Source organism: Devosia sp. Root635 (assembly GCF_001427605.1).
Lineage (GTDB): Bacteria > Pseudomonadota > Alphaproteobacteria > Rhizobiales > Devosiaceae > Devosia.
In genome coordinates this window covers 238715-264282 of sequence record NZ_LMGZ01000022.1, presented here as the reverse complement: position 1 = coordinate 264282, position 25568 = coordinate 238715, and the positions used below count along the sequence as shown (strand labels likewise).

General features: G+C 63.4%; 23 protein-coding genes. 13 read left to right on the top strand and 10 right to left on the bottom strand.

The window, feature by feature from the left end; genetic code table 11:
* Nucleotides 1–27 precede the first annotated feature (27 nt).
* Nucleotides 28–570, top strand: a complete 543-nt coding sequence (locus tag ASD80_RS16380) for a DUF924 family protein (protein ID WP_056235160.1) — start codon at nucleotides 28–30, stop codon at nucleotides 568–570.
* 194 nt (nucleotides 571–764) lie between these two features.
* On the opposite strand, the gene ASD80_RS16375 is transcribed toward ASD80_RS16380, so the two are convergent.
* A complete protein-coding gene (locus ASD80_RS16375) occupies nucleotides 765–1679 on the bottom strand; it encodes a sugar kinase (protein WP_274532324.1) in 915 nt (304 codons plus the stop codon).
* 122 nt (nucleotides 1680–1801) lie between these two features.
* On the opposite strand from ASD80_RS16375, the gene ASD80_RS16370 reads away from it, so the two are divergent.
* The gene (locus ASD80_RS16370; protein WP_056235157.1) at nucleotides 1802–3271 is read left to right on the top strand and encodes a mannitol dehydrogenase family protein; all 1470 of its coding nucleotides are present in this window, start codon (nucleotides 1802–1804) and stop codon (nucleotides 3269–3271) included.
* Between the two features lie 157 nt (nucleotides 3272–3428).
* On the opposite strand, the gene ASD80_RS16365 is transcribed toward ASD80_RS16370, so the two are convergent.
* From ASD80_RS16365 to ASD80_RS16335, 7 genes are all read right to left on the bottom strand, one after another.
* Nucleotides 3429–4583 carry an iron-containing alcohol dehydrogenase gene (locus ASD80_RS16365; protein WP_056235431.1) on the bottom strand — a complete coding sequence of 385 codons (1155 nt, stop codon included), beginning with the start codon at nucleotides 4581–4583 and terminating at the stop codon, nucleotides 3429–3431.
* Between the two features lie 187 nt (nucleotides 4584–4770).
* Nucleotides 4771–6153, bottom strand: a complete 1383-nt coding sequence (locus tag ASD80_RS16360; RefSeq protein WP_056235156.1) for an aldehyde dehydrogenase family protein — start codon at nucleotides 6151–6153, stop codon at nucleotides 4771–4773.
* Nucleotides 6154–6169: 16 nt separating this feature from the next.
* Entirely contained in the window at nucleotides 6170–6592 is a 423-nt protein-coding gene (locus ASD80_RS16355; RefSeq protein WP_056235153.1) for a type II toxin-antitoxin system VapC family toxin, read from the bottom strand.
* Nucleotides 6592–7161: a hypothetical protein gene (locus ASD80_RS16350; protein ID WP_056235151.1), complete on the bottom strand. Its 570-nt coding sequence runs from the start codon at nucleotides 7159–7161 to the stop codon at nucleotides 6592–6594. The genes ASD80_RS16355 and ASD80_RS16350 overlap by 1 nt, the downstream gene beginning before the upstream one ends.
* Before the next feature lie 70 nt (nucleotides 7162–7231).
* Nucleotides 7232–8593 carry a glutamine synthetase family protein gene (locus ASD80_RS16345; protein WP_056235148.1) on the bottom strand — a complete coding sequence of 454 codons (1362 nt, stop codon included), beginning with the start codon at nucleotides 8591–8593 and terminating at the stop codon, nucleotides 7232–7234.
* A gap of 70 nt (nucleotides 8594–8663) precedes the next feature.
* Nucleotides 8664–10172 carry an amino acid permease gene (locus ASD80_RS16340; RefSeq protein ID WP_056235144.1) on the bottom strand — a complete coding sequence of 503 codons (1509 nt, stop codon included), beginning with the start codon at nucleotides 10170–10172 and terminating at the stop codon, nucleotides 8664–8666.
* 104 nt (nucleotides 10173–10276) lie between these two features.
* A complete protein-coding gene (locus tag ASD80_RS16335) occupies nucleotides 10277–11047 on the bottom strand; it encodes an N-formylglutamate amidohydrolase (RefSeq protein WP_056235141.1) in 771 nt (256 codons plus the stop codon).
* A gap of 91 nt (nucleotides 11048–11138) precedes the next feature.
* Between ASD80_RS16335 and ASD80_RS16330 the strand changes: the two genes are divergently transcribed.
* On the top strand, nucleotides 11139–11975 hold the full coding sequence (locus ASD80_RS16330; RefSeq protein WP_056235138.1) for a MurR/RpiR family transcriptional regulator: 837 nt from the start codon (nucleotides 11139–11141) through the stop codon (nucleotides 11973–11975).
* On the opposite strand, the gene ppk2 is transcribed toward ASD80_RS16330, so the two are convergent.
* On the bottom strand, nucleotides 11972–12832 hold the full coding sequence (gene ppk2, locus ASD80_RS16325; RefSeq protein ID WP_056235136.1) for a polyphosphate kinase 2: 861 nt from the start codon (nucleotides 12830–12832) through the stop codon (nucleotides 11972–11974). The two genes, ASD80_RS16330 and ppk2, sit on opposite strands and share 4 nt — an antisense overlap.
* Before the next feature lie 90 nt (nucleotides 12833–12922).
* On the opposite strand from ppk2, the gene ASD80_RS16320 reads away from it, so the two are divergent.
* Nucleotides 12923–14206 carry a sensor histidine kinase gene (locus tag ASD80_RS16320; RefSeq protein ID WP_082555367.1) on the top strand — a complete coding sequence of 428 codons (1284 nt, stop codon included), beginning with the start codon at nucleotides 12923–12925 and terminating at the stop codon, nucleotides 14204–14206.
* A 325-nt stretch (nucleotides 14207–14531) separates the two neighbouring features.
* On the opposite strand, the gene ASD80_RS16315 is transcribed toward ASD80_RS16320, so the two are convergent.
* Complete coding sequence (locus ASD80_RS16315) at nucleotides 14532–15095, bottom strand: GcrA family cell cycle regulator (protein WP_056235133.1); 564 nt, start codon at nucleotides 15093–15095, stop codon at nucleotides 14532–14534.
* 370 nt (nucleotides 15096–15465) lie between these two features.
* Here ASD80_RS16315 and ASD80_RS16310 point away from each other — a divergent pair, with 370 nt between their 5' ends.
* The 9 genes from ASD80_RS16310 to ASD80_RS16270 all read left to right on the top strand — a co-directional run bounded on the left by ASD80_RS16310 (nucleotide 15466) and on the right by ASD80_RS16270 (nucleotide 25566).
* Nucleotides 15466–16665, top strand: coding sequence for an aspartate aminotransferase family protein (locus ASD80_RS16310; RefSeq protein ID WP_056235131.1), 1200 nt, complete (start codon nucleotides 15466–15468; stop codon nucleotides 16663–16665).
* Nucleotides 16666–16873: 208 nt separating this feature from the next.
* Nucleotides 16874–17806 (top strand): ornithine carbamoyltransferase, encoded by a 933-nt coding sequence (gene argF / locus ASD80_RS16305; RefSeq protein ID WP_056235128.1) that lies wholly within the window; start codon nucleotides 16874–16876, stop codon nucleotides 17804–17806.
* Nucleotides 17807–17956: 150 nt separating this feature from the next.
* On the top strand, nucleotides 17957–18946 hold the full coding sequence (locus ASD80_RS16300) for an Hsp33 family molecular chaperone (RefSeq protein ID WP_413813385.1): 990 nt from the start codon (nucleotides 17957–17959) through the stop codon (nucleotides 18944–18946).
* 117 nt (nucleotides 18947–19063) lie between these two features.
* Nucleotides 19064–19783 carry a helix-turn-helix transcriptional regulator gene (locus ASD80_RS16295; RefSeq protein WP_156460507.1) on the top strand — a complete coding sequence of 240 codons (720 nt, stop codon included), beginning with the start codon at nucleotides 19064–19066 and terminating at the stop codon, nucleotides 19781–19783.
* Nucleotides 19784–19942: 159 nt separating this feature from the next.
* Nucleotides 19943–20548, top strand: a complete 606-nt coding sequence (locus ASD80_RS16290) for an acyl-homoserine-lactone synthase (RefSeq protein ID WP_210168429.1) — start codon at nucleotides 19943–19945, stop codon at nucleotides 20546–20548.
* A 13-nt stretch (nucleotides 20549–20561) separates the two neighbouring features.
* A complete protein-coding gene (locus tag ASD80_RS16285; RefSeq protein ID WP_056235119.1) occupies nucleotides 20562–22415 on the top strand; it encodes a glycosyltransferase family 2 protein in 1854 nt (617 codons plus the stop codon).
* A 62-nt stretch (nucleotides 22416–22477) separates the two neighbouring features.
* Nucleotides 22478–23356 carry a siderophore-interacting protein gene (locus ASD80_RS16280; RefSeq protein ID WP_056235426.1) on the top strand — a complete coding sequence of 293 codons (879 nt, stop codon included), beginning with the start codon at nucleotides 22478–22480 and terminating at the stop codon, nucleotides 23354–23356.
* 81 nt (nucleotides 23357–23437) lie between these two features.
* On the top strand, nucleotides 23438–24499 hold the full coding sequence (locus ASD80_RS16275) for an iron chelate uptake ABC transporter family permease subunit (RefSeq protein WP_056235117.1): 1062 nt from the start codon (nucleotides 23438–23440) through the stop codon (nucleotides 24497–24499).
* Nucleotides 24496–25566, top strand: a complete 1071-nt coding sequence (locus ASD80_RS16270; RefSeq protein ID WP_056235114.1) for a FecCD family ABC transporter permease — start codon at nucleotides 24496–24498, stop codon at nucleotides 25564–25566. The genes ASD80_RS16275 and ASD80_RS16270 overlap by 4 nt, the downstream gene beginning before the upstream one ends.
* The last annotated feature ends 2 nt before the right edge of the window (nucleotides 25567–25568 follow it).

Below are 25568 nucleotides of genomic sequence, written 5' to 3'. Positions count from 1 at the left end.
ATTGCACGCAGCAATCCGGGAGAAATCATGCGCACAGCCGAGGATGTTCTTCGCTTCTGGTTCGTCGAGCATGGCATGGACGACTGGTTTGGCGGCAAGGCGGAATTCGATGCGGCGCTGGCGGCCGAATTCGCCGATACGCATCCGCGTGTGGCGCTGGGCGAAGCCTGGGAGTGGCGAGCGACGCCTGAGGGGCGGCTGGCCGAGATCATCGTGCTGGATCAGTTTTCGCGGCAATTGCATCGCGGTTCGCCCGAGGCTTTCGCGCAGGACAAGATGGCCGTGGTTCTGGCGCAGGAGGCGATTGCCGCCGGAGCCGACGAGGCCATTGCCATGGATCGGCGTATGTTCCTGTTCATGCCCTTCATGCATGCGGAGTCGCTGGTGATCCAGGAGGAGGGGTGCCGGCACTTCGAACAGTTCGGCGAGGAACTGATGAAATTCATGGCCGGGCACCGCGATACCATCGCCCGGTTCGGCCGGTTTCCGTTCCGGAACAAGGCGCTGGGGCGGGTGAGCACGCCGGAGGAAGTGGCGTATATGGAAGAGCAGAAGGATCGGGTGTTTTAGGAGTCTTTGGACTGCCTTTGCTGTTGCACCAACCACGGTGTCACCCCGGCCTTGAGCCGGGGCCAATCCCGAGATTGAGCCGCAGCCGCAAGGTGGCTCGAACAGGCACCTGGCGGCAGGACATACATCTCAGGATGGATCCCGGCTCAAGGCCGGGATGACATCGCGTGTGTGGCAGCGCTCGTTGAACGCACCTATTCCGCAAGCAATTTCGGATCGACCAGCGCGCCCTTTTGCCCGATGACCACGCCGGCCACGCGGTGGGCCGCTTCGGCGGCCTGTTGCAGTGACTTGCCGGCCAGCCGCGCGCTCAGATATGCCCCGTTGAAACTGTCACCGGCCCCGGTGGCGTCGACCACCTTGGCGCCCGGCTGCGGCGCGACCTTGACGCGCTCGGCAGCCGTGGCGATCAGGGCTTCGCCCGCGCCATCCTTGACCACGACTTCCTCGACACCGAGTTCGAGATAGCGGTCGGCCGTGTCATCGACCGACTTGTCGCCGAACAGCGGCGCCTCGTCGCCATGGGTGGGCAGGACCACGTCGCACATGGTTGCCGCGGCGGTGAGCACCGATGTCATGACGCGCGGACTGGTCCAGAGGGCAGGGCGGATATTGGTGTCGAACACGACTCTGGCGCCGGCATCGCGCGCCCTGACGATGGCGCCGAGCAGGCGGCCACGGGCGCGCGGCGCGAGAATGGCGAGGGTGATGCCGGAAAAATAGACCATGCTGGCGCCCTTCACGGCCGCGGCCAGAGCGTCCTTGTCATCGGCGAGCAGCTTGGCAGCGGAGGTGTCGCGCCAATAGGTGAAGTGGCGGTCACCCTTTTCCTGGTGGATCATGTAGAGGCCGGGGCGGCGGCCGGGCACGGTGCGGATGTGGCTGGTGCCGATATCATTGGCATCGAGAAAGGTGCGGATGTCGGACGAATAGCGGTCTTCGCCGAGACCGGTGAAATAGTCCACCGACCAGTCCCTGCCGAGCAGAGCGCGCATATACCAGGCGGTATTGAGCGTATCGCCGGCATAGCCGAGGCGATATTGGCGATCCTCGCCGCCACTCATCTCGATCATGCATTCACCGATGCTGACGAAACGCTGCTGTGCCAAAACGTTGCTCTCCCTTGTTGCGCAAGGCTTATGCCGGTAAAGCCCGGAGGGCCGCAAGCTACTATCTTCCATACAAGATCGGAAGGCATTATGGTGCGCCCGATTTCATCCTGGAGACGACCATGACGCGCCTCAGCGCCAGCACTCTTGCCAATGCCCCCTCGGGCGTCCGCCTGCCTGACTACGATCGCAGCCAGGTCACGGCAGGTATCGTGCATCTGGGCATCGGGGCGTTTCATCGCGCGCATATGGCCGTTTACGTCGATGACCTGCTGAAGGATAATCCTGACTGGGCCATTGTCGGCGCCAGCCTGCGCCGGTCCGATACCAAGGAGGCGCTGGAGCCGCAGGACGGGCTCTATACCGTGGCAGTGCGCGACGCAGCCGGTACGCATCCGCGGGTGATTGGCTCGATCCTCAAAGTGCTCGACGCCAATACCGAACGCGAGGAATTGCTGGCGCTGATGGCGAGCCCGGCCATCCGCATCGTGTCGCTGACCGTAACGGAAAAGGGCTATTGCCACGATCCGGCCACCGGCGAGCTCGACCAGCGGCACCCCGATATCGTGCATGACCTGGCCAATCCCGCCGCGCCGAAATCGGCACCGGGCATGCTGGTCGAGGCGCTGGCGCGACGGCAGGCAGCCGGCATCGCCCCCTTTGCGGTGATGAGCTGCGATAACCTGCCGAGCAACGGCGAAACGGTGAAGCGCATCGTGACGAAATTCGCTGCACTCCGTGATGCCGCGCTGGGCGAGTGGGTCGGCAAAGTGGCCTTCCCGGGTACCATGGTGGATCGCATTGTGCCTTCGACCACCGATGCCGATCGCGAGACCATAGCCGGGCTGATCGGGGCGGAAGACGCTTGGCCGATCATGACCGAGCCCTTCACCCAATGGGTGATCGAAGATCATTTTCCCGATGGCCGCCCGCCCTTCGAGAAGGCCGGGGCGCAGCTGGTCAGTGACGTGGAGCCCTTCGAGCGCATGAAACTGCGCATGCTCAATGGCAGCCATTCGACCATGGCCTATCTCGGCTATCTGGCAGGCTATGAATATATCTCGGACGTGATGGGCGATCCCGATTTCGTCAGGCTGATCCACGGGCTGATGACCGAGGAAGCCATGCCGACGCTGGACATGCCCGGCGTGGACCTGGGCGCCTATCGCGACCAGTTGCTCGACCGCTTCCGCAACCCGGCGCTGAAGCACCGGACCTGGCAGATCGCCATGGATGGCAGTCAGAAGCTGCCGCAGCGACTGCTCGGGACGATCCGTGAGCGCATCAAGGCCGGGCAGGGTTTCGAGCGGCTGGGGCTCGGGGTGGCGGCGTGGATGCGCTATGTCACCGGCATCGACGAAAAGGGCGAGAATATCGACGTGCGCGATCCGCTGGCCATGCGGATGATGGCGATTGCGGCGGACGCGGGGGATGACGCCGAGGCGCTGTATGAGGGGCTGGTCGGACTGGTGGAAGTGTTCGGCAGCGATCTGGCTGACAATCAGGCCTTTGGGGAGACCGTGGCGACGGCGCTGGATGCGCTGTTCGAGCTGGGGGTGAAGGAGACGGTGCGAGGTGTGGTCGAGGGCTGAACTCCACTCTTGCCACACCCACTGCGCGGCACCTCCCCCTTGACGGGGGAGGCAGGGAGGGGGTGGCGGTTGGCCCGAATATCGGGGCTAAACACCCCCCCACCCTTGATCCCTCCCCGCAAGGGGGAGGGTGTCGACTGAGAATTTTGTGGACGCTCTAAACCCGCCCCTCCATGGCCCGGTCGAAAATCTCCAGCGCTCTTGCCTTGGTCAGTTCCACCGGATTACCGCCTGCAGTCGGATCGACAATGGCCATGTCGCCGATCAGCTCGCGCTTGCTGCCATCCACCTTGAAGTCGGCCAAAGTGTGCGGCACGTCCAGGCGCATGCGCAGGCCGATGACGGCGTGCTGGAAGGCCTCGAAGCTGGGGGCGAGGCCGAGATAGGCGGCTAGCCGGGCGATGCGGGCCTCGATAGCTGATTTGTTGACCGCCAGCACATAGGGCATGAACACCGCATTGGTCATGCCGTGATGGGTGTCGTAGAGCGCGCCGACCGGATGGCTGAGGGCGTGGATGGCGCCGAGGCCCTTCTGGAAGGCGGTGGCGCCCATGGCGGCGGCGCTCATCATGTGGCCGCGTGCTTCGACATCATTGGGATTGGCATGGACCTTGGGCAGGTTCTCGAAGACGAGGCGGATGCCTTCCACCGCAATGCCGTCGGCCATGGGGTGATAGCCGGGTGCGCAATAGGCTTCGAGGCAATGGGCGAGGGCGTCCATGCCCGTGCCAACGGTGATGAATTTGGGCATGCCGACCGTGAGTTCTGGATCGGCTATGACGACCTTGGGCATCATCAGCGGGTGGAAAATGACCTTCTTGGTGTGGGTCGTCTCGTCAGTGATGACGCCGGCGCGGCCGACTTCCGAGCCGGTGCCGGCCGTGGTCGGCACGGCAATGATGGGGAAGATGCCCTTGGGATCGGCGCGGGTCCACCAGTCGCCGATATCCTCGAAATCCCACATCGGGCGGGTCTGTCCGGCCATGAAGGCGATAACCTTGCCCACATCGAGCCCCGAGCCGCCGCCAAAGGCGATGACGCCATCGTGGCCGCCGTCGCGCAGGACTTTTATACCGGCTTCGACATTGGCCGAGATGGGGTTGGGCTTCACATCGGCGAAGAGCCCGACCGGGATGCCGGCGTCCTTGAGGAGCCTGAGTGTGTTCTGGGTGACCGGCAGGCCGGCGAGACCGGAATCGGTGACCAGCAGGGGTTTGGTTATGCCTGCGGATTTGAGGGCTTCGGGCAGTTCGGCGATGCGGCCGGGGCCGAATTTGACTGATGTGGGGTAGTTCCAGTTGGCTTTGGTCATTTTGGCCTCGTTGTTCTCGATATCTTCCCACACTCGGTGTCATCCCGGCCTTGAGCCGGGATCCATCTCGAGATGCTTAGTCTTGCCGCAAGGTGCTTCGCTCGATCCACCTTGCGGCGGCGGCTTGATCTCGGGATGGGCCCCGGCTCAAGGCCGGGGTGACATCGGGGTTTGGGATACCGGGTGCCTATACCCGTTTCAAATGATAGCTCTTGGGCTGCGTCAGGTTCGCATAGCCGATCTCGCTCAGCGCGCCGCCCTTGCCGGTGTCCTTCACCCCGGTCCAGACCAAAGCCGGATCGAGATAGTCGCACCTGTTGGCGAAGACCGTGCCGGTCTCGATGCTGCCGCCCAGCCTGGCGGCAGCGTCGAGGTCTTCGGTCCAGATCGAGGCGGTGAGGCCATAGGGGCTGTCATTCATCAGGGTAATGGCCTCGGCGTCGTCGGCCACCTTCATGATGCCGACGACGGGGCCGAAGCTCTCCTCGCGCATGACGGACATCTGGTGGTTGACGTTGGTCAGCACTTCGGGCGCCAGATAGGGTGAGCCGGGTTTGTCGAGGTCATGCCTGACATTGAGATGGCGCGTGGCGCCACCACGAACGGCTTCTTCGGTCTGCTGGCGAACATGGTCGGCGAAATTGCCGCGCGCCATGGGGCCGACAATGGTGTCGGCGTCGAGCGGATTGCCCAGGGTCCAGCTCTTCGCATTGTCGATGAAGCGCTCGACGAAACTGCCATAGACTGCTTCATGCACATAGATGCGCTCGACGCCGCAGCAGGACTGGCCGGAATTGAAGAAGCTGCCATCGACCAGATTTTCGACGGCATTGTCGAGATCGGCGTCCGCCCGGACATAGGCCGGATCCTTGCCGCCCAGTTCGAGCCCCAGCGTGGCGAATGTGCCGGCGGCGGCCTTTTCGATGCGGCGGCCGCCTTCCACCGAGCCGGTGAAATTGATGTGGTCGATGGCGCCCGAGGCGATGAGCTTTTCGGTGTCGGCATGGCCGAGCACCAGGTTCTGGAACAGGCCGGCGGGTAGGCCCGCGCTTTCGGCGGCGGCGGCGAAGCGCTCGCCGACCAGCAGGGTCTGGCTGGCATGCTTAAGGATGATCGCATTGCCGGCCAAGAGGCCCGGCACGATGGAATTGACCGCCGTGAGGAACGGGTAATTCCATGGCGCGATGACCATGACCGTGCCCAGCGCCTCGCGGGTAATGTAGCGGGTGAAGCCGTCCTTCTCGGGCCGCATCGAGGGCGCCAGCGCTTCGGCGGCCAGTTCGATCATGTAGCGACTGCGCTCCTCGACGCCGCGCTTTTCGCCGCCGAAGCGGATGGGGCGACCCATCTGCCAGGCCAGTTCGGGCACGATGTCGTCATTCATGAGCAGCAGGGCGTCGACGAAATGGCTGAGGATTTTCTGCCGTTCTGGGATGGTGGTTTCGCCCCAGACGTGACGGGCGGCCCTGGCGCGGCTGACGGCATTGTCGATTTCGGCAGCGCTCGCCAGCGGCCGCTCGGCATAGATGCTGCCGTCGATGGGGGAGATGATCTTGACCGTTTCGGTCATGGGGTCGGTCCTCTGGTCAACAGGCAATGGCGCGGACATGGCCTTGGGCGGCGTAGCGAAGGATTGCGCGATCACGCGTTATTAGCGTCAAGTCGTAGGCACGGGCAGTTGCGATCAGAATGCGATCGGCAGGGTCGCCGTGTAGTGGGGGCGGTAGGAATGATGCGTCTGTCAGTATTTCAGGCGTGAGTGCTGCGATGGCGATTTGCGGGCTGGAAACCACCTTCTGAAACCACGTTTTGGGTGGCAATGGTGAGGACAGGCGACCTTTGGCTATCAACATTCCGCGTTCCCAAGCAGTTATCGGCGATACATGTATGGCTTGTCCCATGGCGGCAGCGGCGCTGATTACGGCTTCCGCTGCCGCGCTGATGGGCTGATCGTCGATTGTCCAGATCAGGGCATGTGTGTCGAACAGATAGCCAGGATCCGATTGCATCACCCGGCCTTTCTAGCATCGGCTGTCAGCACATTTCGGACATGCTGGTATCGCTTGCCGAGAAGCCTAGCTATCTGAGCACGCGAAACCCCCATCTCATTCAGTTCGCGTATTTTGTCGGAGATACTGAGGGACCTGTCCTCCACCACCAGTTTTGCACTCGGAGGCACATAGTCATCGTCATAGACCTTGCCCCAATCCGGATCGGCCGGTTCGGTCAAGTCAACGCCAGGGGCGATAATCGATGTCCCCTTCATCAAGCCGAAGAGCGGACTACGTGGAACGGCAGGTTGAGCCGTCTCGATAGGGATGGCGACGTGTTCAGCCATTGTGTCCCGCACAAAAACGACCTGCTCTCCGGCAATATCGACTTGGCTCGACTTGAAACCCGCATCCAGCCAAACCTTGGTCATGACATTGTTCCAGGGATTGTTACTCCACCAAGCCTGGTAGGACTTGGATGCAGGAAGAGGGAAGCCCAGGATTGCCTCAATCTCGGCGAAAGTGAGCCGAATTTCCGGTTTGTGGCTAGCGGACAGAAAGCTCGCAAACTTGTCATATTTGCTCATAAAAGGCCTCCTTTCAGGAGGCTTGTATCATAAAGGTTTTGTTTTTGTTGTAAACTATCAAAATAGAGTTTTAGCTCCGCTCGAACCCGCGCTGCAATTCCCAGTCCGTGACGCGCCGGTCATACTCGAACTGCTCCCACTCGGCCGTGTGGACATAGTGATCGATGACCCCTTCGCCGAAGGCCGCTTTCAGCATTTTCGATTTGCGCATGGTCTGGGTGGCTTCGCGTAGCGTCTTGGGGATTTCGCGGAGTTTTTTGGTCGTATAGGCGTCGCCAACAAAGGCCGGCTCCAGCTCCAGCCTGTCCTCGATGCCCTTTATGCCGGCGGCCAGCAGGGCGGCGATGGCGAGATAGGGGTTGAGGTCGGCGCCCCCCATGCGGCATTCGACGCGGATGGATTTGCTGTGTTCACCGCACAGGCGGAAGCCGGCGGTGCGGTTGTCGGGCGACCAGATCGCCTTGGTGGGGGCGAAGGTGCCGGCCTGGAAGCGCTTGTAGCTGTTGATATAGGGCGCGAGGAAATAGGTGATCTCGCGGGCATGGGCGAGCTGGCCCGCCATGAAGTGCTTCATCACCGGGCTCATGCCGCGTTCGTCACTGGTGTCGACGAAGGCCGATTTGCCGGCTTTGTCGGCCAGCGACATGTGGATGTGGCTGGATGAGCCGGCGAGGGTGTAGTCCCACTTGGCCATGAAGGTCACGGCCTTGCCGGCCGCCCAGGCGATTTCCTTGGTGGCGTTTTTCAGCACGACATGGCGGTCGGCCATGGTGAGGGCATCGGCATATTTGATGTTGATCTCTTCCTGCCCCGGTCCCCATTCGCCCTTGGAGCTTTCGACCGGGATGCCGGAGGCCTGCAGGTGCCGGCGCAAGGCGCGCATCACCCCTTCTTCCTTGGTGGTCTGGAAGATGTGGTAATCTTGGATATAGGCGCCGGCGGTCCGGGCGTTGGCATGGCCCTTCTCGCTGATCGTGCGATAGTCCTCGTCGAACAGGTAGAATTCCAGTTCCGTCGCCGCATTGGCGGTGTAGCCCATGGCGGCAAGGCGCTCGATCTGGCCCTTGAGGATGGCGCGTGGGCTGTGCGGGATCGGCGCGTGATGGTGGTGGTCGGAGAGGTCGCACAGCACGATGGCGGTGCCCTCGAGCCATGTGGCCTTCATCAGTGTCGCCAGGTCCGGCTTCATGACGAAATCGCCATAGCCCTTGCCCCAGTTGGCCGCCGCATAACCGGGCACGGGCTCCATGTCGATATCGTCCGCCAGCAGATAGTCGCAGCCATGGGTTTCGTCATTGGCGACTTCGAGGAAGTATTCGGCCTGGAAGCGCTTGCCGATCATCCGCCCCTGCATGTCAGGAAAGGCGACAAGCACGGTGTCGATGCCTCCGGCTGCGACATCCTTTTTGAGCTCGGCCAGGGTATAGGACATGTGTGGCTCCTCGATATTGTCACCCACCGGTCACCCCGGCCGGCGCCGGGGTGACCTCATGGTTGGATCGCTAGATCTTGTGCCCGAGTGCGAACTCCTCTTCCGGCGACATGATCAGCTTGTGGCGGCCGATCAGGGCGAAGTAGGCGATACCCACCGCGCACCACAGCACCACCCAGATCACGCCCTTGAAGAAGTTGGGATCCTGTAGCTGGTAGAACAGGGTGACGGCCGCGATGATGATGGTGAGCACGGCACCCGGAATACCCACGGGAGAACGGAACGGCCGCTCGATATTGGGCAGCTTGCGCCGCAGGATGATGAAGCTCAGCGCCTGCATGATGTAGCTCAGCATGGCGCCGAACACGGCCATATTGAGCAGCACCGAGCCGATGATGTCGTCACCGAGTTGGGTTTCGCCCGCGCCGCCACCGCCATTGACGAACCAGATGACCAGCATGACCACGAGGCCGAGCAAGGCGCCCGAGATCATCGCCAGATGTGGCGTCTTGTACTTTGGATGCGTGATCGAGAGCGCCGACGGGAAATAGCCGGCGCGGCTGAGCGAATAGACCTGGCGGCCCTGGGCATAGAGGATGGTGTGGAACGAGGCGACGAGCCCGACCAGAGCCACGATGCCGAACAGCGGTGCGGCGGCGTCGCCATAGATGGCGCGGATGCCGTCAAGGGCGGGCTCGAGCGAGGAGCCGAGCGCAAAGCTGCCGACGCCGGCAATCGAGGGGTTGAGCAGCACGATCATGAACGCGCTGAGCAGGAGCGTACAGAAGCCGAGCAGGATGCCCTTGGGCATGTCGCGCTTGGGATCGACCGATTCTTCGGCAGCCAGCGGCACCTGTTCGATGGCGAGGAACAGCCAAACGGCGAAGGGCAGGGTGGCAAGCACGCCCTGCCAGCCAAAGGGGAACCACGAACCATTACCCTCGGGCAACTCGACCGCGCCACCATCCGGGCCGACACCGATATTGAGCGCCCACCGGCCGAAATCGATATTGGGGAAGGCGCTGACCCAGAAGAACACCAGTCCTGCCAGCGAGATCAGCGTGACGATCAGCGTCACCTTGTAGCTCAGCGCTACGCCATAGATGTTGAGCGCGAGGAAAATGGCGAAGAACACGATCCACAGGATCGGGTAAAGCGCCGTATCCATGCCGGTGATCGAGCCGAAATAGCCCGAGATGAAGGTGACGATCACCGCCGGGGTGAGGACGTATTCGACATTTTCGAACAGGCCGGTGACGAAGCCGCCCCATGGGCCCATCGAGGTGCGGGCGAAGGAATAGGCCGCGCCAGTATGCGGCAAAGCCGGGCTCATTTCGGCGATGGATGAGACGAGGCCCAGATACATCACCGCGATGATGGCGGCGGCGACCACCATGCCGCCCCAGCCGCCGGTTATGAAGCCGAAATTCCAGCCCGAGAAATGGCCCGAGATCACCGCGCCGACGCCGAGCGCCCACAGCGACCAGATGCCGGCATAGCGTTCGAGGCCTCGTTTGGCGAAATAGTCCTTGTCGCGCGTCGCATAGGCGACACTGCCGACTTTCCTGGTATCAGTCATAGTCACGTCCCCCTGAATAAGCCCACGGTTAAGTCCGGCGGGTTCGGAAACACCACCGGACGACGACACCGGACATTTCGACATTCGAGGAATGGCGGAATGCCCTAGACTGCCATTGCCCCTTTGCGCACCTGCCGCGCCGTTTCGAGGCAACGGGCCAGCCGGGTCGACCACAGGGTCACGCCGGCGGGTTCGAGGATTTCGTCATTGCGGATTTCAATCATCGTGGCGTCGAGGCCGCGCCCGTCGCCATGCTTTTCCAGCGTCAGCGTCACGCCGTTGAGCGCGGCATAGGGCTCGTTCCAGCCGATGTTGAGGCCCGGATCGTCGGCGGCGAGCGCGTCCAACAGCGCCTGCGTGTAGCTGGTGTCCACGCCGTGGATCAGCCCGATCGGCCAGGGCCGGGCGATGTTGTGAAAGACCGGCGTGAAGGAATGCAGGCAGACCAGGATCGTTTCCTGTCCTGCATGGCGCCGCGCCTCGAGCAGCGTTTCGATCGCGGCATGGTAGGGCCGGTGAAAATGGTCGATGCGATATCGCCGCTCGGTCGCGTCGAGACTCTCATTGGCGGTGATGCGGGTGGTTTCGGACAGCGTCCAGATCAGGTCCGGCGCGTCGAGATCGCGATTGCAGTCGATAACGATGCGCGAGACGGTTGACTGCACCAGCGGCGCGTCCAGCAGTTCGGAGAGGCGGTGACTGACCGCCAGTGCGCCGGGATCCCAGGCGATGTGGCTCAGCCTCTCTCTGGTGCTGAGGCCCATATCACCATATTTGGCGGGAATGCGGTTGCTGGCGTGATCGCAGACGATGACGAAGGGCGAGCGCCCCCGCGCATTGGAAACCAGCACCGCTTTTTGACCGCTGACGTCCACTGAACCCCTGGCAGGATCGGTTAACTTCTGTATCAGTAGTTTCATACTGATAAAAACTGTCAATGCTGAAATCATAAATTCAGAGGGGCACATGGAAGGAAAGTCGGTCGCCGGGCGTATCCATGATGCGATTCACCGGCTGACGTCAGCCGAGAAACGCGCCGCACGTGGTCTGCTGGGCTCGTATCCGACGCTGGGGCTGGCCCCGGTCGCCGAATTCGCACAGCAGGCGGGGGCCAGCTCGGCCACCGTGCTGCGCTTCGTCTCCCAGCTCGGCTACAAGTCCTATCCCGACTTCCAACGCGCCTTGCGCGAAGAACTGGAGGAGCGGTCCAAGTCACCCCTGCAGCGCAGCTCGGCAAGCGGCGGCCGGGCGAGGGCCGACGAGCATTTTCTCGACCGTTTCGTTACCCAGGCCGTGGACAATCTGCGCGGATCGGCGGCGCTGATCCCGGCCTCCGAATTCGAGGCAGTCTGCACCCGGCTCGCCGAGAACCGGGGCGCCTGCTACCTGGCCGGCGGGCGGTTCACCGACTTTCTGGCCGGCTATATGGAGGCGCATCTGCGGCTGGTCCGGCCGGGTGTGCGGCGGCTTGATGGGCGGCCGGCGACGCGGGCTGACCAGTTGATCGACGTCAGGCCCGGGGACCTAGCCGTTGTCTTCGATGTGCGGCGCTACGATCCGAGCCTTGTCGAAGTGGCCACCGACCTGGCGGCGCGGCGGGCGCAGATCGTGCTCATCACCGACGAGTGGATGAGCCCAGTCAGCCGCTTTGCCCGCTTTGTGCTGCCCTGCCGCACCGAGATAGGACGAACCTGGGACGCCAACGGCTCGCTGTTCACGCTGGTCGAAGCTGTCATCGCCCGCACGACGGAACTGAGCTGGCCGACGGCCAGCAAGCGCATGGGGTCGATCGAAAAGGGCTAATGCTCACCCTTTGCCAGCATCAGGAACTGTTGCGCGCCATAAACGATCTTGAGATCGAGCTCGCCTATTGCCTTGGTGTCCTTGCCCTCGAAATCCATGCGGTCAAGCACCCGACGAATGACGTTGAGGCGTGCCCGATTCTTGTCGTTGGAGCGGATGACGGTCCAGCGCGCATGCGGAGAATCGGTGCGGCGCAGCATTTCGTCTCGTGCCGCCGTATAGGCGTCCCATTTGCCAAGGGCCTCGAGATCGACCGGCGAGAGCTTCCAGACCTTCAATGGGTCGTGCCGGCGGTCATGGAACCGTTTGAGCTGCATTTCCTGCCCGATGGAAAGCCAGAACTTGAACAGGTGAATACCGTCATTGGTGATGCGTTTTTCAAATTCCGGCGCTTCTTCCAGGAAATGTTCGGTCTGCTCGGGCGTGCAGAAGCCCATGACCGGCTCGACACCGGCCCGGTTATACCAGGAGCGGTCGAACAGCACGGTTTCGCCCCCAGCGGGAAACCAGTCGACATAGCGCTGGAAGTACCATTGCGTGCTTTCCCGGCTGTTGGGCTTGGGCAGGGCGGCGATGATGTTGTAGCGAGGATTGAGATTTTCGAGATAGCGCTTGATGGTGCCGCCCTTGCCGGCGGCGTCGCGGCCTTCGAAAACGATCATGACACGCTCGCCGCTTTTCGCCAGATGGGCCTGCAGCAGCACCAATTGCTTCTGCAGCGCATACATCTGCTCTTCATAGCTGTCGTCATCCAGCTTATCCTCGTAAGGATAGCCGCCCGAACGCATGGCATGCTTCTTTATTGCTTTGGGCAGTTCGGGATTTTCGAGGTCGAAGCCGTCGAGAGGGTTGGTCACTGGTGTCTCTCCGTTGTCATCTTCACCGTGCTATGAAGGCGCCCCCGCGCGCAAGGGGCGTCGCAACTGGTTGATTCCCGGAAACAAAACATGGACGAACCGCATTCTGGCCAGCCTGTTTCCCGCCTGACCATGGTGCTGGCGCGCATGGCCGCGCAGGCCAGCCTGCTGGCCGGCATCTTCGGCGTTTTCGTGGTGCTGGTGCTGTTTGGTGAAATCGGCTTGCTTGCGGCCCTTGTCAGTTTCCTCGTCATTGTGGCCGGAATTGCCGTGTTGCCGAGCAGCACGATCACCTTGACGCAGACGGTGGAATCGCCGCGGGTGGCCGTGGTCGCCGGTGAGGATGCGGTTTTCGCCTTCGCCGATGCGCTGGCCGATCCCTGCCTCGTGCTGGACAGGCGCAGCGTGGCGGTACACGCCAATGCTGCAGCGCAGCGGCAGTTTCCCGCCGTGAGCAATGGCAATCCGATCACCTTCTCGCTGCGCAATCCCGAACTGGTGCAGGCCATCGACCTGGCCATGCGCACCGGCACGACCCGCAGTATCGAGCTGCATGAAACCGTGCCTTCGGAGACCTGGGACAAGGTGGTGGTGTCGCCCTTGCGCCGGCAGGGCCGAGACTGGCTGGTCGATGATGAGCGGCAACTGGTGGTGACCTTCCAGAGCCTGACCGAACTCAAGCGGGTCGATGCGTTGCGCAGCGATTTCATCGCCAATGCCAGCCACGAACTGCGCACGCCGCTGGCCTCGCTGCTCGGCTTCATCGATACCCTGCTGGGCTCGGCGGCCAAGGATGCGGCGGCGCGCGAAAAATTCCTCGGCATCATGCGCGGCCAGGCCGAGCGCATGAGCAAGCTCATCGATGACCTGCTGAGCCTGTCGCGCATCGAGATGCATCAGCATGTGCGTCCCACCGGCAGCATCGACCTGGCGGCACTGCTGCGCGAAGTGCGCGAAGGGCTGATGATGCAGGCCAAGACGGCCGATGTGGAAATCCGCCTGACACTGTTCGAGGGGCCGAGCATGACGATGGGCGATCGCGGCCAGCTCTATGAAGTGTTCGAGAACCTGCTCGACAATGCCATCAAGTACGGTGCCGGCGGCAAGTTCGTCGAGGTGAGCCTGGCGCCGGCCGAGCGCGCCGGGTTTCAGCATCAGGTAACGGTGATCGACCATGGGCCGGGGGTCGAGCCCGAACATGTGCCGCGGCTGACGGAGCGGTTCTACCGCATCGACGCCGATGCGAGCCGCCGGAAGAAGGGCACGGGCCTGGGGCTGGCCATCGTCAAGCACATCGTCAACCGCCATCGCGGGCAGATGACTATCAGGAGCAAGCCGGGCGAGGGCATGCGGGTGGATGTGTTTTTGCCCTGACGGGTTTTAGTGGGGATACCTCCACCTGACCTCCCCCTGATAGGGGGAGGAATCCAAGCAGTGGTCGGAGCGCAATAGCGCCGTAGTCGCGATCCACCTTCTCCCCTTGTGGGAGAAGGTGCCCGAAGGGCGGATGAGGGAGCGCCGAGTTATCCACTCGCATTGAAGCATAGGCGAGCGCAGCCCCCTCACCCGCAATTTCCTCTGGACGAGGAAATTGCCCCCTCTCCCACGAGGGGCGAGGGGTGGCTCCACTCCTGGCAAGGCATGGTGCCTAAACAAAAGGGCGCCTCGTTGGCGCCCTTGTTATTCCTGAATGCCGCGGTTACCGCCGCTTCTTGTCGACCTGGTGGTAGGCCCGGCGCGAGTGGAACTCGCAATAGGGGCCGGTTTCCAGGCTATGCTGGCCGCAGAAGTAGAAGTCCTTGGTCAGCGGATCGCCGATCGGCCACTTGCAGGTATGCTCGTTGAGCTGCAGCAGGTTGAGGCGCTTGTCTTCGGGAATGAAGAGCTCGGCCACCGCAGGCGCTACATAAAGGTCGGCTTCAACCTGCGGGTCATGCGCCAGGGCCGTCGCACCCACCGATTGCGGGCGCGGCATGGATGAACGCATCTTGGCCGCGCCACCCATGCCGGAAAGACCGGAGGACGGGCTGGCCACGCGGCGCGGCGCCGGGCGCGAGGCCGGACGGGCGCGCGGGGTCGAATTGGTCGGCTTGGCGCGGGCCGAGAGCTTGAGGCGGTGTACCTTGCCGATCACGGCATTGCGGGTCACCCCTTCGCCGAGTTCGCCTGCAATCTGGCTGGCCGACAGGCCTTCCATCCAGAGCTTTTTCAAAGTCTCGACGCGCTCGTCAGTCCAGCCCGCCGGTTGTGCTCCTGAAACCATCGTCAAAACAGAATCCTTCATTGCGCCGCCAAAAGATAAATGGCAGCCATCAAACGCTAGGCGTCGTATGTCAGGTGGGTCCGCCACACGAGATATCGTGTTCCCAATGGAGGAGAGTTTACGACATCGGCGGAATCGGGATCAAGAGTCGGGCTCGACTTTCCCCGTAAATTCACTGGTTAAAATTGTCCTAACAAACTCGCGAGTCAAATCAGGCACTTGGGGCATAATCATTGACTTATCTGGCGAAATTGGCCTAACTCTGACGCCGAAACGCGCTGCGCAACGAGCGCGTTTTTGGTTTTTGTGGCGCTATTGTCACGTTGCGCCACTTGCCTGCTTTCAACCCTGCCAACACGAGGAAACGTCCATGTCTGCGCTCTACGGCACCTATGCCCGGTCCGATCTCGCTTTCGAGCGGGGCGAGGGCATGCGCCTGTATGACCAGCAGGGCCGAGACTACCTCGATTTCCACTCCGGCATCGCGGTCAACGCGCTGGGCCATGGCGACCCTCATATCGTATCGGCGCTGAAGGCGGCCGCCGACAAGGTGTGGCACACGTCCAACGTCTTCACCATTCCCGAGCAGGAAAAGCTCGGCCAGCGGCTGGTGGACGCCACTTTCGCGGATTCGGTGTTCTTCACCAATTCAGGCGCCGAGGCGCTCGAATGCGCCATCAAGACGGCGCGGCACTATTTCTGGGCCAAAGGCGAGGTGGACCGCTACGAGATCATCGCCTTTACTGGCTCCTTCCATGGCCGCACCATGGGCACCATCGCGGCGGGCGGCAATCCGAGCTATATCGAAGGCTTCGGGCCGCCGATGGCCGGTTTCAAGCATACCAGGCCGGGCGATCTCGACGCGGTCAAGGCGCTGATCACGCCGCAGACCTGCGCCATTCTCATAGAGACGGTGCAGGGCGAGGGCGGCGTGACCGCCATGACGCCCGAATTCATGCAGGGCCTGCGCGCGCTGTGCGACGAGCATGGCATGTTGCTGGTGCTCGACGAAGTGCAATGCGGCTATGGCCGGACCGGGCGCTTTTTCGCCTTCGAATGGACCGGCATTACGCCCGATATCGTCGCGGTGGCCAAGGCCATCGGCGGCGGCTTCCCGCTCGGCGCCTGCCTGGCGCGGGGCGATGTCGCGGCCTCCATGGTGCCCGGTACGCATGGCTCGACCTATGGCGGCAATCCGCTGGCAACGGCGGTCGGCAATGCGGTGCTCGACCGGATTCTTGCGCCCGGCTTCATCGACCATGTCAACCAGATGGGCCAGAAGCTTGCCTGGCACTTGCAGCAACTGGCGCAGAAGTACCCGGACTATGTACTCGAACTGCGCGGCAAGGGCCTGCTGGCCGGCATCAAGATTACCCCGCCGGTGCGCGACTTCGTGGCGCGGCTGCGCGACGATCAGCGCCTGCTGGCCATCGGCGCCGGCGACAACGTGCTGCGGCTGATCCCGCCGCTGATTGTCACCGAAGCCGATATCGAGGAAGCCATGAGCAAGCTCGCCGCCGCTTTTGATGCAATCGAGGCGGAGACAGCCTCGGTTCCGGCGGTCGGATAAGATCATGCTCCTTTTCCCTCAGGCACGGCGCCGACGATGATCGCCTCCCTCCCCCTTGAGGGGAGGGAATGAGGGAGGGGGTGGTTCAGTGGACCACTGAGGGACCCCCACCCCCGACCCCTCCCCTCAGGGGGGAGGGGAGGGCAAGAGCCGGAAGCGCTGACTAAGCGGCTCACTTTTCAATAGCGTCCACAAAGGAACCCGGCCCATGACCTCGACCGGCACCCCAAGGCATTTTCTTTCTATCGACGATTTCACCTATCCCGAACTGCGCGGCATGCTCGACACCGCCGCCTCGCTCAAGGCGCGCCTCAAGGATGGCGACCGGCCGCAGCCGCTCAAGGACAAGGTGCTGGCGATGATCTTCGAGCGCCAGTCCACCCGTACTCGTGTCAGCTTCGACGTCGGCATGCGCCAGCTCGGCGGCGAGACCATCATGCTGTCCGGCCAGGAAATGCAGCTCAGCCGCGAGGAGACGCTGGGCGATACGGCACGCGTGCTGAGCCGCTATGTCGATGCCATCATGATCCGCATCCTCAGCCATGCCGACCTGCTGGAACTGTCGGAAGCGGCCACCGTGCCGGTGATCAACGGGCTGACGCGGCGGGCCCATCCCTGCCAGATCATGGCCGATCTCATGACCTTCGAAGAGCACCGCGGCAATATCAAGGGTGCGAAGGTGGCCTGGGTCGGCGACAGCAACAATGTGCTGCATTCCTGGGTGAATGCCGCCGAACTGTTCGAGTGCCACCTGACCATCGCCACGCCAGAGGAATACAGCCCGGAAAAGGACCTGATGGACGACATCCGCCGGGCCGGCGACTATGTCAAACTGATCGAGGATCCGCGCGAGGCGGTCGAAGGCGCCGACCTGGTCATCACCGATACATGGGTGTCGATGGGCGACGTGGATATTGCCGAGCGCCGCCGGGTCTTGAAACCCTACCAGGTCAACACCAATTTGATGGCCTTGGCGGACAAGAACGCCCTGTTCATGCACGATTTGCCCGCCCATCGCGGCGACGAGGTGACCGACGAGGTGATCGACGGTCCGCAATCGGTTGTGTGGGACGAGGCCGAAAATCGCCTGCATGCCCAGAAAGCCATCCTGTGCTGGGCCTTCGGGGTCGAAACGAACTAACAACTGGCGCCTGGTTTAACGCCGCGTCATTCCCGCCTGCGCGGGAATGACGTTGTGGTTTTGACAAGGCAGTGGTGCGTTTTGCCTTGAGGGTCTAGCCTCAAGAAAGCCAAGTGAATGACCACGGATACGACTGCCATGAGCGAGAACATGATGGGCGCCTTCGGGCTCGACCGGCCGGAAAGCGGTGACGATACCGTAGTGCCGTTCACGCTCGACCAGTTGGACACGCGCGGCCGCAGCGTGCGGCTGGGACCGGCGCTCGACGCTATTCTCAGCCGCCACAACTATCCCGCGCCTGTCGCCCGCCTGCTGGGCGAGGCGGTGGTGCTGGCCGCGCTGATCGGCTCATCGCTCAAATTCGAGGGCCGCTTCATCATGCAGACCCAGACCGATGGCCCGGTGAACCTGATTGTTGTCGACTTCGATGCGCCGGACGGATTGCGCGGCTATGCCCGCTTCGATCGGGACGCGCTGCTCAAGGCCGCCGAGGAGGGGCGCACCAGGCCGAGCGAATTGCTTGGCAAGGGGCACCTGGCCATGACCATCGACCAGGGCGCACACACCGAGCGCTACCAGGGCATTGTCGCGCTCGACGGCAATTCGCTGGAAGAGGTGGCCCATACCTATTTCATGCAATCGGAGCAGATTCCGACCCAGGTGCGCCTGGCGGTCGCCGAATTCACCAGGAAAGGCGACCACCGCCCGCATTGGCGCGCCGGCGGGGTGCTGATCCAGCATCTGCCCGAGCATGGCATGTCCCATATGGCGGACCTGCCGGGCGACGGCAATTTCGACAATCCGGAAACAGCCGACCCCGATTTCGTCGAGTCCGACGGCTGGAACGAGGCCAAGATTCACCTGGCGACGCTTGACGACCTGGAACTGGCCGATCCGGACCTGAGCTCGGAACGCCTGCTGTTCCGGCTCTATCACGAGACCGGCGTACGGGTGTTCGCGCCGCTGCCGATGGTCGAGCGCTGCACCTGCTCGGCCGATCGCATCGAGGACATGCTGGCCACCAGCTTCACCGCCGAAGATCGCGAGGAAATGGCGGTGGACGGGGAGATCGAAGTGGTCTGCGAATTCTGCTCGACCGCCTATCGCTTCAATCCGCATCACTTCGACGCCAAGAACTAATGCGGACCAAGAACTGACATAGAAAACGGCGCTTCGGCGACCGTTTTCCGGCTGCTTGCCAACCCTGCCGAATATGATCAGTATCTGAACATAAGTATCCGGGCGGAGGGGCAACCGGTGAACGCGGATTTGATGTCGACTATCGAGGCGATTCAGCAGCAGACCGACAATGCTGGCATCCTCGAAATCATGTATGACGCGATCGAGGATTACGGGTTCGAGCGGTTCATCATTTCGGGCCTGCCAGATCGCGGCATGGATGTGCGCCCCTTCGTGCTGCTCTCCGGCTGGAATGATGAATGGTACGAGCGCTACACCAGCCTCGGCTATGTCCATCTCGACCCCGTGGCGCGCAACTGCTTTTCCACCACCCTGCCATTCGACTGGTCGGACGCTCCCTTCGATCGCGAGGCCGACCTGCCGGCCCGCCGCGTCATGGAGGAGGCGCGTGATTTCGGCATGGATGAGGGCTTTTGTGTCCCCATCCATATGGAAGGCGGCATGCAGGGCGTGGTTTCGCTGGTCGGCGACACGAGCGAGCTGGATGACAAGAGCCGGCTCGAACTGCATATGCTGGCGCTTTACGCGCACGGCCAATTGCGTTTTCTCAACACCCGACGCACCGATCTGGTGCCGCGGCGTGCCATCACCAGCCGCGAGGGCGAGGTGCTCAAATGGGTCGCCGCCGGCAAGACTGCGTCTGAAATCGCCGCCATTGCCGGCCTCTCTCAACGCACGGTGAACCAGCATTGCGAGAACGCGCAGAAGCGGCTGGGCACCAACAACCGTGTACATACCGTAGTCGAGGCGATCCGCCACAAACTGATCGCGCTGTGAGGTCGGTGCGGCTCGGCCGCTGACGACCATTCATTGGGATTTATACCAATATCGCCGCGCCCGAGCTGCGTGCCAACTGGTGCATGACATCTCGTGCTTGGGGGCAGAGCGATGAGAGTGCATATAGTCCGCGATCCAGCGGACGGCTATTCTATTGACTTGCTGGAGCGTAACTATCGCCTCAGGCACAAGATTTTCGTCGACATGCAGGGTTGGGAGGCGATCCGTCGCCCCGACGAGCGCGATGTCGATGCTTTCGATACGGCCGACGCAACCCACCTGCTGCTGCTCGATGATGGCGAGCTGGTCGGCGGGTCCCGCTTCACGCCGCTCGATAGGCCGAACTTGCTGCAGACAGTCTTTTCCGACCTCGTGCAAGGAGAATTCCCCGCCTCACCCTCACTTGGGGCCGATTGGACACGCTTTTACGTGCGATCCGATCGACGTGAGGGTCGGCGCCGTGCACCGGAGTCTGCGGCCCTTTTCTGCGCGATGATGGAATATGCCCTGTTCGAGGGCTATTCCTTCATCACCTTCGTCTCGACCATCTACATGCTCGAACATGGCGTGAGCGTGGGTTGGCATATCACCCCGCTGGGGGCGCCGGCGATGATCGATGGCAAGCCCACGATTGCCGCATGGATAGAGGTGAGCGAACAGGCGCTCGACAATGTCCGTCGCACGACCCGACAGCCGGCACCAATGCTTGCCTTGAGTGGCGTCACCCGCCGCTCCCCGCAAACCCCGGCAATCATCCGGCACTAGCCGGGCGCTCGGCATGTCGGACGCGCTGGAACTGATCAAGGCCGTTCTACTGAATGGCCCCGATGACGCCGCCGCCCTTCGGGTCCTGGAAACGGCGCTGGAGCGCGAGGTCGATGTCCTGCGCTATTGCGCGACCACGCTCGGCCTCGGCGCGGCGCTGGTCATGCAGCGTGCGGCAGGCTGGGCGGGGTTCGCCTCCTACCACCGGGTGCCGCGGGGACTGCAGGGGCGGGTCGAACCGACCCGGCTGGAGGCCCTGGCCGATGTACGCATGTTCCGGGTACGGCTGCTGGATCGTGAAATCGCCTTCGTGGCCCCCGATTTCCTGGGGGTCATCCGTCTCAAACATCGGCTGAAGTCGACGCCGCATCTGCGCAATCTGTTGTGCCTGGTGCCCGAGGTGGCGCTGCGCGACTATCTCGCCGCTGCCGCCACGCCGGCCCTTACCGCCGCGGCGCGGCAGAATTTGGCGCGTCGCTGGCCCTATGCGTCGGCGCATCTCGAACTCACCAAGCTGACCCGCCATGGTTTCGTCGGGGGACTGGCCTTGTTGGTTGTGCTGTTGCTGGCAGCACCTTTTCTTGCCCAGCTCTGGCTGCTGCCGCTGGCTTTCGGCATGCTCGTCGTGCCGACAATGATCCGGCTTGGCGCCCTGTTTAGCCCGGTCCCGTCGGTGGCGCCCCCACAGAGACCGCCGGACGAGCAACTGCCCGAATATTCCGTACTGATCCCGCTGCGCGACGAAAGCGGCATGGTACCACAACTCTTTGCCGCCATGCGAGCGCTGGACTATCCAGCCGAGCGTCTCGATATCAAATTCGTGGTCGAGTCCCGGTCTGTCCACACCCTCGCCGCCGTCCGGATGCGACTCGGCGATCCTCGCTTTTCGCTAGTGTCGGTGCCCGATGCGTTACCGCGCACCAAGCCGAAGGCGCTCGATTTCGCCCTGCCGCTATGCCGGGGTGAGCATGTCGTGGTGTTCGACGCGGAGGATGTGCCGGATCCCGATCAACTCTGGAAGGCGGCATTGCGGTTTCGCGATGCTCCCGATATTGCCTGCCTGCAGGCGCGGCTGGTGATCGACAATGGCCGGCGCAACGGGCTGACGGCGTTGTTCGCAGGCGAATATGCCGGGCTGTTTCTGGTGCTGCTCCCGGCGCTGGCCCGCTGGGGCCTGCCTATGCCGTTGGGCGGGACGTCCAATCATTTCCGCTTGCAGGTGCTGCGCGAACTGGGCGGCTGGGACGCCTATAACGTCACCGAGGATGCCGATCTTGGTGTGCGGCTGGCCCGGCGGCGGCTGCGGGTTGATGTGCTCGCTTCCGCCACGCGGGAGGCCGCTCCCCGCCGGCTGATGCCCTGGATCGGGCAACGCACGCGCTGGATGAAGGGCTGGATGCAGACTCTCATCGTCCACAATCGCGATCCTGGCCGCCTGCGCCAGGAGATGGGTCTGCCCGCCATGCTGGCCTTCGAGGCGCTGGTGCTGGGCATGATCACCGCGCCGATCCTGCACTGTGGTTTCGGTTTGGTGCTCCTGATCCGCTGGGGGACCGGCATTGCGGGCGGCGATGGTGCCATCTGGACGATATTCTACCTGGCGGTGCTCATCCTGGGTTATGGCAGCGCCCTTGCCATGACCGCGATTGGCCTGCTGCGCCTGGATCGACGCAACCTGCTGCCAATCCAGGTCCTGCTGCCCATCTACTGGCTGCTGATCGGCGTGTCGACCATCCTTGCGGCGCGTGACCTGATCGTGCGGCCCTTTTACTGGTTCAAATCCCCGCATCGGCCGGAAAGCAAGCCACGGGCGGCACCGATGCGCGCCGGGGCGCCGCGACCGGTCAGCCGCACTCCATCCAATTAGTAACTTGACTAGGAATATCATAATATATAGCACCTGCCTCGACCAAACAGTCGGTGACGCAGATGTTTCACGAAGCCACGGTGCTGTCGCGCCAGAACCTGACGCCGGGCATGATCCGGCTGACCTTTGGCGGGCCCGGCCTCGGCACGTTCCGCACCACAGGCATCGGTGACGAATATCTCCGTCTGTTCTTTCCCAACGAAAAGACCGGCAAGCTGCATCTGCCGCACATTACCGAGGATGGCCGCTGGACCTATCCCGATGGGCAGGAATCCATCCGCTGCTCGACCTATACCGTGCGCCGCTTCCGGCCCGATGCGGGGGAGGTAGATATCGACTTCGTGGTGCATGAAGGCGGGCTCGCCAGCGAATGGGCGCAAAGGGCCAATCCGGGCGATCGCATCACCATCAACAATCCGCGCGGGCTCTATACGCCGCCGGGCGACATCGTCTGGCAATTGCTGGTAGCCGACGCCACCGGCCTGCCGGCTTTGTCGCGCCTGCTGGAGCAGACGCCTAAACACGTGCAGTCGCGCGTCTTCGTCGAAGTGGCGCGCGCCGAGGACGAGCAGGAATTGCCGGCCCATCCCGGCGCCACGGTGACCTGGTTGCACAAGAGTGGCAATGGCGTGGCCCCGAGCCGCATGGGCGAAGTGGTGCGCGCCGTGCCGCTGCCGGCGACCCCCGGCTATGTCTGGGTGGCGGGCGAGCAGAAAGTGGTGCGTGCCATCCGCAAATTCGTGCGCCAGGAGCTGAAGCTCCCCGCCGAACGCTACGAACTGGTCGGCTACTGGACCGCCAATGGAGAGGACTGGGACGCCAGATGGGATGCGCTCGACCCCGCCATCAAGGCACAGATCGACGCCGCCTGGGATTCAGGGCGCGACCCCGAAGAGGTTCGCGACGAATACGAGGCGACACTGGAGAAGTTCGGTCTTTGACCGTAATTTGACGGCTGATGCCGTGGGGCAGCGGAGCAACGACATGATCGGGATGATTTTGCGCAGCGGGGCCAATCCAGGATGAGCCTTGCTGCCACCAGCCAGGATCTGGCCAGCCGGGATGCAAGGCGTCCCGGCCTCGCGCAGACCAATGCGACGCGGCTGGGCTGGCTGGCAGTGGCGCTTGCCGTGCTGGTCGTGGTGCTGCTGGCCAGCATCGCCGTCGGCTCCAAGGACATCCCCGTCTCCACGGTGCTCGATGCGCTGTTCGCCTATGACGATAGCGATGACCACGCCATCATCCAGGCTTTGCGCGTGCCGCGCACGCTGATGGGGCTGGCCGTGGGGGCGGCGCTCGGCATGGCGGGTGCGCTGATCCAGGCGCTGACGCGCAATCCGCTGGCCGATCCGGGCATTCTCGGCGTCAATGCCGGTGCGGCCTTCTTCGTCGTGCTGGCGGTGGGCCTGTTCGGCCTCGGCTCGATCCAGTCCTATATCTGGTTCGCCTTTCTCGGCGCCATCGTCGCGACCGTATTGGTCTATGCCGTAGGCTCGGCCGGGCGCGCCGGGGCGACCCCGGTGCGGCTGACATTGGCCGGCGTGGCCATCGGCGCGGTGCTTTCGGGTATTGCCTCGGGTATCACCCTGCTCAACCCCGCCACTTTCGATCGCATGCGCCAATGGGGCGCCGGCTCGCTGGTGGCGCCGGGCTATGAAACACTATGGGCGGTGCTGCCCTTCATCGTCATTGGCCTGGTCATAGCGATGCTGGTGGCACGGCCGCTCAACGCGGTGGCTTTGGGCGACGACCTGGCCGCCGCACTCGGCGCCAACATGCTGCGCACGCGGGCCTTGGTGGTGGTGGCGACGACGCTGCTGGCCGGCGCCGCCACGGCCGCCGCCGGCCCCATCGGCTTTGTCGGGCTGATGGTGCCGCATGTGGCGCGCTGGATCGTCGGACCCGACCAGCGCTGGATTTTCCTCTTTACCGTGGTGCTGGCGCCCATCCTGTTGCTCACCGCCGATATTGTCGGGCGCGTGGTGATGCGTCCGGGCGAATTGCAGGTGGGTATCGTCACCGCCTTTATCGGGGCCCCGGTGCTGATCGCGCTGGCCCGCCGCCGCAAGGTGAGCGGGCTATGAGCGCCGTCGAACAGCCCAGGGGCGTCGACTTCGGCCGCCCGGTCCGGGCGGTGCGCTGGTTCGGCGATGCGGTGTCGCATCGTCTTGATCTCAAGGCCGTCAGTGTCTGTCTGGTGCTGTTGGGCATCGCCCTGATGGTGGCGCTTGTGACTCTGGCGAGCGGCGAATACCAGGTGCCGCTGCCCGACGTGGTGCGCGCGCTGCTGGGCCAGGCTGAAGGCCGTGTCCACATGGTAGTGGTGGAATGGCGCCTGCCGCGCACGGCGCTGGCGCTGATCCTCGGCGCGGCCCTGGGCATGGGCGGGGCCATCTTCCAGTCACTGACCCGCAACCCGCTGGGCAGCCCCGACATTATCGGCTTCGACGCCGGCGCCTATACCGGCGCGCTGGTCGTCATCATCCTGCTGCAGGGCGGCTACTATGCCATTGCCGGCGGGGCGCTGGCGGGCGGCCTCTGCACGGCTTTGCTGGTCTATGTGCTGGCCTATAGCCGTGTCGTGCAGGGGTTCCGGCTGATCATCGTCGGCATTGGTGTCTCGGCCATGCTGACCTCGCTCAATACCTGGATGCTGCTGCGCGCCAAGCTGGAAGTCGCCATGGCCGCCGCCATCTGGGGTGCGGGCACGTTGAACGGGCTGGGGCTCGACCGGCTGGGGCCGGCGGCGCTGATCCTGGCCGTGTTGATCCCGCTGGCTTTGCTGATGAGCCGGCCCATGGCGCAGCTCGAACTGGGCGACGACGCGGCGCGGGCACTGGGCGTCAATGCCGAGCGCACAAGGCTGGCGCTGCTGGTGCTGGGTGTGGCGCTGACTGCGACTGTGACGGCCACGGCCGGCCCCATCGGCTTCGTGGCCCTGGCGGCGCCGCAACTGGCACGCCGCCTCACCGGCTCGGCGGGCGTTTCCATGTTGCCATCGGCGGCGATGGGCGCGCTGCTGCTCGTGGCGGCCGATTATGTGGCACAACGCGCCTTCGCTCCCACCCAGATTCCGGTCGGCATCGTCACGGTCAGCCTGGGTGGCGTCTATTTCGTCTGGCTGCTGCTGCGCGAAGCGCGGCGGCAATGAGG